Genomic DNA, 6,603 nt, shown 5'->3' with positions numbered 1-6,603 from the left:
CCCTTCCGATAGCTATCGGAATTCGCTTTTTACATTCTTACTAATTCATTCCGTGGACCACATAGGCACAGAGGTTACATAGGTTGGTGTGGAAAAAAACTTACTTGTTTCTTCACTTCAGATAACTATCGGATTTAACTTTTTTCGCTTCCGATAGCTATCGGAATTCGCTTTTTTAGCATTTTACATTCTTACTATTTCATTCCGTGGACCACATAGGCACAGAGGTTACATAGGTTGGTGTGGAAAAAAACTTACTTGTTTCTTCACTTCAGATAACTATCGGATTTAACTTTCTTCACTTCAGATAACTATCGGATTTAACTTTTTTCACTTCCGATAGCTATCGGAATTCGCTTTTTTCGCTTTTTTCGCTTTTTTTCATTTTTCCCTTCTTTCTATTCTTTTTATTCTTTTTATTTTTCCACTACTTCCGGGTGAGCGATAGCAGCGACATCTTTTTTGGCTTAAATGAGCTTCCACCAAACGTGCGCCAAAAAAATACAGCGGATAGCGCGACGGCGGCCTCGCGACACGTTAGCGAAGCGGAATGAATGCGCCGCCGGCACCCCCAAAAAAAGGTGAACATGCGCAGCATTTTTGAGGTGGAAATCGGAAAAACTTTTTATCTTCCCGCAACTGTACTTGCAATAAATTAGAGGCTATGACCACACTTAAACTTGCTTTAGATTGGACACCGAATGTAAACCACATTGGATTTTTAATTGCCAAAGAACTAGGATTTTATTCGGATAAAGGAATTGAAGTTCAGATTGTTAGTCCGCGTGACGACAACTACCAATTAACTCCTGGCAAGAAGCTAGAATTGGATAGAGCTGATTTAGCAATTGCGCCTTTTGAAACCGTTATTAGTTTGAATAACAAGGGAAACAAGGTGAATGCGCGTGCGGTATATGCCATTTTGCAAGAAGATTTAAGTTGCATTGTTGCGTTACAATCGTCGGATATTGCTGCGCCGAAAGACCTCGATGGCAAGGTGTACTCGTCGTATAATGCACGTTACGAAGATGCGATTGTACAGCAAATGGTGCTCAACGACGGCGGAACGGGAAGTGTTGTTTTTTCATATCCCGACAAGCTAGAAATTTGGAATTCGCTCCTAAATGGCACTGCCGACGCGACATGGATTTTCGACAATTGGGAAGGAGTTGATGTAAAATTAAAAGTAGTAGCGATCAACAAATTTCGAATGGCCGATTATGGAATTCCATACGGTTATTCGCCTGTAGTTCTGGCCAAAAAAGAACGTATTGCAAATGATTATGAGAGCTTTAGCAACTTTGTTAATGCCACGAAAAAGGGATTTTTGTTGGCGAAAGCGCAGCCGGAACAAGCCATTGAAATTTTGGGAAAGTACTTAGTGCCGTACGATTTACAGCACATCGATTTACGGGAATCGCTCGCACGAACGGTTGGTTATTTTGGAGATGAGCAAAGTTGTGGATTTATGAAACCCGAACGGGTAAAAGCTTTTTTGAATTGGTTGGTAGAACGTAAGTTAGAGCATACGATTATTCTAGAACAAGAATTGTTTACGAACGATTTGTTGCAATAAATGTCGGGAAACCATGGGGCTCGCAGTACAGGACCTGAATTGAAGACATTTGGATTACAGCACCGAGGTGCGACGTTGATTTAGAAGAAATTGATCGTGAAAACTACTGTTGGAAAAGTTCTTAACATTTAACTTACGCAATCGTAAAATTAAAGCGCTGAGATTTAATATGAAACGGCGGATGTGCTAATATGTGAATGCTTCATTTGCAAAAACGAATTTTGTGAAAAAGCGTCAGATTGATTTGGTGGTAATTTCCGATGTGCACTTAGGAACTTACGGTTGCCACGCTAGAGAATTGTTTACGTATCTGCAATCCATCAAACCTAAAAAACTGATTCTCAATGGCGATATTGTCGACATTTGGCAATTTCGAAAATCGTATTTTCCAAAATATCATTTAAAAGTTATAAAAAAGATCATTGATTTTGCGTCGAAAGGTACGGAAGTGTATTACTTGACGGGAAACCACGACGAGATGCTTCGGAAATTCAGTGATGCACAAGTGGGATATTTCACCATTGCCGATAAATTGGTATTGGATCTCGACGGAAAGAAAGCCTGGTTTTTTCACGGTGATGTTTTCGATGCGTCGGTTAATCATGCCAAATGGATTGCTAAACTCGGCGGATACGGTTATGATTACCTGATTTTGATGAATCGATTTATCAATTGGATACTCAAACAACTCGGAAAGGAGCCGTATTCGTTCTCGAAAAAGATAAAAGCGAGCGTAAAAAAAGCAGTAAGTTTTATATCCGATTTCGAAAATGCCGCGACCGAACTGGCTATTGAAAATAAGTACGACTATGTGATTTGCGGACACATTCACGAACCGAAGATCATAACCAAAATGAACAAGATAGGCGCTACGACCTATTTAAATTCAGGTGATTGGATCGAAAATTTAACGGCACTCGAATACCATAAAAAGCGTTGGAAACTCTTTAAATACTCCGAACAGTTCGAACTTCCTCAAGAAAATTTATTCGAAATGGAAGAAGCATTGGAGCCAAAACTTGTTGCATCGCTCATTTTCAATAAGAAATAAGTTAGATTTGCGTTATTAGCATATCTAATCTTACACAAATGAAAAACACAATTTTGAGTTTGTTTGCTCTCGCTGCGGTAGTTAGCAGCTGCGGATCAGACAATAGTGATGACAACAACAACAATCAAAACAACGACAATTATTTGCCGCTTACCGTAGACAATTATTGGAAATACGAAGTGAGTGCTGATAACGCCGTTGTTGGAAACGACTCACTTTATATTGAAAAAGATACCACTATCAATGCCAATGTTTACAAAAAATTTGCTATAAATGGTTTGCCAAACGGCTTTTTTAGCGGCGTAATGAATGGAAACGCTGTAAGAAAAAGCGGAAGTAAAATTTTGTTGACAGGAACAACCGGATTAAATCTATCTGCTGAACTACCGGTAAATATTGAAATCGTTGATTTACCCGTATTCGATAGTGCTGCTAGTACTGGGACAGTAATTGGAACAAAAGCTGGTTCGTTTTCACAAACAATCTCTGGATTCCCGTTAACAGTAACCTACAGCTTAACAGCAACGCAAGGCGAAACCCTGCCTACGCATACCGTTCCTGGTGGAGCTGAATATACAGATGTAAAATCGGTTTCAATAAAATTGAATTTGAAGGTAACAACGTCCGTGGAAATATTCCCTGGAAACTCCTTGTCGATTCCGGTGCTGCAGCAGCAGGATGTTGTAGTATCCACCACTTACTTTGCAAATGACATCGGAATGGTTTACGCTTCAACTAATATCGCATACGAACTAGAAGATTTTTCAAGTCTTGGAATTACTCTTCCTATTCCGCAAACCTTCAGCCAAACACAAACTGAGAAATTAATTGCGCATCAGGTAGAGTAAAGTTTTGTAAGCTTTTCTGAGATTGTCGTAATCATAGTACGCTGTAATTGACGGTCATTTGTAGTGATCAAAAACAGAATATTATGAAGAACATTTTTTTAACGACTGCCTTACTTTTAGCTACTACATTCGCCGCACAGGCACAAGACTTCTCTAAAAATGCACTTGGTTTGCGTTTAGGAGATAACGACGGATTTGGTGGAGAAATATCGTACCAACGCGGATTAACGAATGATAACCGCTTGGAATTAGATTTAGGCTTTAGAAATAACGACGACTACGACGCTTTTAAAATAGTAGGTCTGTACCAGTGGGTGTGGAACATAGAAGGTGGTTTTAACTGGTACGCAGGAGTTGGTGGCGGACTTGGAAGCTACAGTGCAAATCGCGGACCTGGATTTGACGATGAAGATGGTACATTTTTACTCGCCGCGGGTGACATAGGAATTGAATACAATTTCGATTTTCCGTTACAACTAGCTCTCGATTTCAGACCTGAGATTTATTTCGGAGACGAATTCAGAGACGACGATTTCGGACCAGATTTAGCACTTTCAGTTAGATATAGATTCTAGAAAAGTCGGCTTAGGCCGACTTTTTTTATGACTGATTCTTCCCTACTCTACATCCTTAAACACTAGTGGTTTTTTGCTGTTTATCTGCACGATACAAATCGGGTACGTAATTGCCATAGTGAGATAAGCATTTGCCGAAGGCTCCGTTTTTTTCACATAAACCTCTACTTCCTTTTCGGATTCCTTTACATCTACTACCGTAATTCCGTAGCCACCACTCGGCTTTTCACCTGCGCTCAGCACCACAAAGGTACTTTGATCAATATTGCTTTTATTGATTTTTCGCTTTAACTCGGGATCGTTTTTCAGCAATTCGAACTCTTTTCCGTCGGTAATGATCTCATAAAATTCAATCTGTGCGCCACCTGTACCGGCTTGCTTCAGAATAGTGAATAAGGGCGCTTTAGCCGATTTGTCTTTTCCCGATCCGCAAGCCAACGCTAGAAACGCCAGCATGACAACAATAACTTTTTTCATTTTTGTTTTTTAAGTGCCTTTTCATAAATACGTTCATAAAGCGGCATTATTGCAGAGATGTCAAACTTTTTCGCATTTTCGAAAGCACGTTCTTTAAACGCTTCCAACACGGCATCGTCTTCCAAAATGCGGACGCCGTTTTCGGCCATCTCTTCCACGTCGCCTACATCACTTAAGTAGCCCGAAATACCGTCAAAGTTAACTTCGGGCAAACCGCCAGAATTACTGCTAATTACCGGAACGCGCCACGCCATCGCTTCTAAAGCCGCCAAACCAAAACTTTCGGTTTCCGAAGGCAACAAAAACAAATCGGTGTAACTTAAAATGCGGTCTATTTCGTTGCTGTTTCCAAAGAAAATCACCCGATCCTGAATGCCCAATTGTTCGCATAACTGTTCGGCTTTCACCTTTTCCGGACCGTCGCCAACCATCATCAATTTTGCAGGTATACGGTGTTGTATCAAGTTAAAAATGGCAATCACATCCGGAATTCGTTTTACTTTTCGAAAGTTACTGATGTGCGTGATAATCCGTTCCGACTTCAACGCCATTGCCGAACGTTTACAAGGGTTCAAAACCAAATCGCGCGCATTTTTCAACTCTATAAAATTCGGAATCACATGAATTTTCTTCTTTATCTTGAATAGTTCGTACGTTGCATTTTTCAAACTTTCCGAAACCGAAGTAACGTAATCCGATTTGTTGATGCTAAAACTAACTGCGGGTTTATAAAAAGGATGATTGCCCACTAAGGTAATATCGGTTCCGTGCAAAGTTGTTACCATCGGAATCCGAATACCTTCTTTTTTAAGCATCTGTTTGGCCATATAACCGGCATAAGCGTGCGGAATGGCGTAATGTACGTGTAAAATTTCGATGTTGTACAACTTGACCATATCGACCAATTTACTCGATAGAGCCAATTCATACGGCTGGTAATGAAAGAGTGGGTATTCCGGAACATTCACCTCATGATAGTGCACATTTGTTTCGAGCAAGGCCAAACGAACCGGCTGTCGGTAGGTAATAAAGTGCACTTCGTGACCTCTGCGCGCCAATTCTAGTCCCAATTCTGTAGCCACCACGCCGCTGCCACCAAAGGTCGGATAGCACACTATTGCAATTTTCATAGCTTAATTTTTTGCAGAGCTAAAGTACGCGATTTTTTTGAAGCTATTCGCGCTTTCCACTGCAAGTCCGCAGCAAAAAAGCCCGTATTTTAGCAGCGGGTACGGGCTTCTGTTGTCGCCCTTCCCTACTGCAAATACGGGGCCTTTTTGCTTTACGGGCTTTCCGTTGCAATCGCGGCTAGGGCAATCGTTATCGGCGTATCGTTATTCAATAAGCAGTAAAACCAACATTTTTTTCAACTTGCGAACAAATTAAAACGATGATATTAAACCATACCGAAATCTGCTTACTGTATTTGCAATCTTACCAAGACAAAAACTTAACTGCTGTGTCCGAGCTATTTGCAGATCAGATTGTACTACGCGATTGGAATTTGCGCGTCGTTGGTAAAGATGCCGCATTAGATGAAACGCGAAAAAACTTCGAAGCGGCACAATCGCTTCATATCGAAGTGCTCCAAACGTATGAAAATACTAAGAGCGTTGCCGCCGAGCTCATAATCACCGTCAATAACTCCGAAATCCTGCATGTTATCGATGTACTTGATTTCGATGATCAGGGAAAAATCGTAGCCATTCGTGCTTATCGCGGTCGCGGTGATGAATGATGTGGATAATGATAAAAAGAACAACAATTTCCGGATTTAGTTCAAAAAAAAATGCGGAAAACCCGTAATGGTATGTCGATTTTTTTTCAAAACTTCGCCTCGATGGGGGCGGGCGGGATGGGGAGCGATTCCCACGTACGAAATTCTCAGAAATAAATTTTACGGAAAAACCGCATTTTTGAAAGAATTTTGAGATTTCGAAATTTCGAGATGAAAAGATTTGAGGGAGCACAATGTTTCACTAAGTGTTTCACAATGGGACACAATGTTTTTCCTTCGACAAGCTCACGTACCAGCTTTTATAGCGCATTGAAAACACCGAATTTCACAGATTATCT

General features: G+C 40.7%; 7 protein-coding genes. 5 read left to right on the top strand and 2 right to left on the bottom strand.

What is annotated here, in order from left to right:
- Positions 1-664: 664 nt before the first annotated feature.
- The 4 genes from Q0064_RS05475 (at position 665) to Q0064_RS05460 (ending at position 4,050) form a co-directional block, all read left to right on the top strand.
- Positions 665-1,576: an ABC transporter substrate-binding protein gene (locus Q0064_RS05475; protein WP_298145480.1), complete on the top strand. Its 912-nt coding sequence runs from the start codon at positions 665-667 to the stop codon at positions 1,574-1,576.
- Positions 1,577-1,799: 223 nt separating this feature from the next.
- Positions 1,800-2,627, top strand: coding sequence for a UDP-2,3-diacylglucosamine diphosphatase (locus Q0064_RS05470; protein ID WP_298145478.1), 828 nt, complete (start codon positions 1,800-1,802; stop codon positions 2,625-2,627).
- A 38-nt stretch (positions 2,628-2,665) separates the two neighbouring features.
- The gene (locus tag Q0064_RS05465) at positions 2,666-3,475 is read left to right on the top strand and encodes a hypothetical protein (RefSeq protein ID WP_298145474.1); all 810 of its coding nucleotides are present in this window, start codon (positions 2,666-2,668) and stop codon (positions 3,473-3,475) included.
- An 83-nt stretch (positions 3,476-3,558) separates the two neighbouring features.
- Positions 3,559-4,050 (top strand): hypothetical protein, encoded by a 492-nt coding sequence (locus Q0064_RS05460; protein WP_298145471.1) that lies wholly within the window; start codon positions 3,559-3,561, stop codon positions 4,048-4,050.
- A 42-nt stretch (positions 4,051-4,092) separates the two neighbouring features.
- Here the strand turns inward: Q0064_RS05460 and Q0064_RS05455 are convergent, their stop codons facing one another.
- Both Q0064_RS05455 and bshA read right to left on the bottom strand, forming a co-directional pair.
- Positions 4,093-4,527, bottom strand: coding sequence for a protease complex subunit PrcB family protein (locus Q0064_RS05455; RefSeq protein ID WP_298145468.1), 435 nt, complete (start codon positions 4,525-4,527; stop codon positions 4,093-4,095).
- Positions 4,524-5,657, bottom strand: a complete 1,134-nt coding sequence (gene bshA / locus Q0064_RS05450) for an N-acetyl-alpha-D-glucosaminyl L-malate synthase BshA (RefSeq protein ID WP_298145465.1) — start codon at positions 5,655-5,657, stop codon at positions 4,524-4,526. Before bshA ends, Q0064_RS05455 begins: the two co-directional genes overlap by 4 nt.
- Positions 5,658-5,917: 260 nt before the next feature.
- Between bshA and Q0064_RS05445 the strand changes: the two genes are divergently transcribed.
- Positions 5,918-6,265 (top strand): nuclear transport factor 2 family protein, encoded by a 348-nt coding sequence (locus Q0064_RS05445; RefSeq protein WP_298145461.1) that lies wholly within the window; start codon positions 5,918-5,920, stop codon positions 6,263-6,265.
- Positions 6,266-6,603 lie beyond the last annotated feature (338 nt).

It is taken from the genome of Flavobacterium sp. (assembly GCF_027490375.1).
In the GTDB taxonomy this organism is placed as follows: Bacteria; Bacteroidota; Bacteroidia; order Flavobacteriales; family Flavobacteriaceae; genus Flavobacterium.
The sequence above is the reverse complement of the archived record's forward strand: the minus strand, read 5'-3'. Positions and strand labels throughout refer to the sequence as shown.

Bases quoted from the DNA above. Each gene is read 5' to 3' on its own strand.
- bshA (WP_298145465.1), bottom strand. From the start codon at position 5,657: ATGAAAATTGCAATAGTGTGCTATCCGACCTTTGGTGGCAGCGGCGTG.
- Q0064_RS05455 (WP_298145468.1), bottom strand. From the start codon at position 4,527: ATGAAAAAAGTTATTGTTGTCATGCTGGCGTTTCTAGCGTTGGCTTGC.
- Q0064_RS05465 (WP_298145474.1), top strand. From the start codon at position 2,666: ATGAAAAACACAATTTTGAGTTTGTTTGCTCTCGCTGCGGTAGTTAGC.
- Q0064_RS05475 (WP_298145480.1), top strand. From the start codon at position 665: ATGACCACACTTAAACTTGCTTTAGATTGGACACCGAATGTAAACCAC.
- Q0064_RS05445 (WP_298145461.1), top strand. From the start codon at position 5,918: ATGATATTAAACCATACCGAAATCTGCTTACTGTATTTGCAATCTTAC.
- Q0064_RS05460 (WP_298145471.1), top strand. From the start codon at position 3,559: ATGAAGAACATTTTTTTAACGACTGCCTTACTTTTAGCTACTACATTC.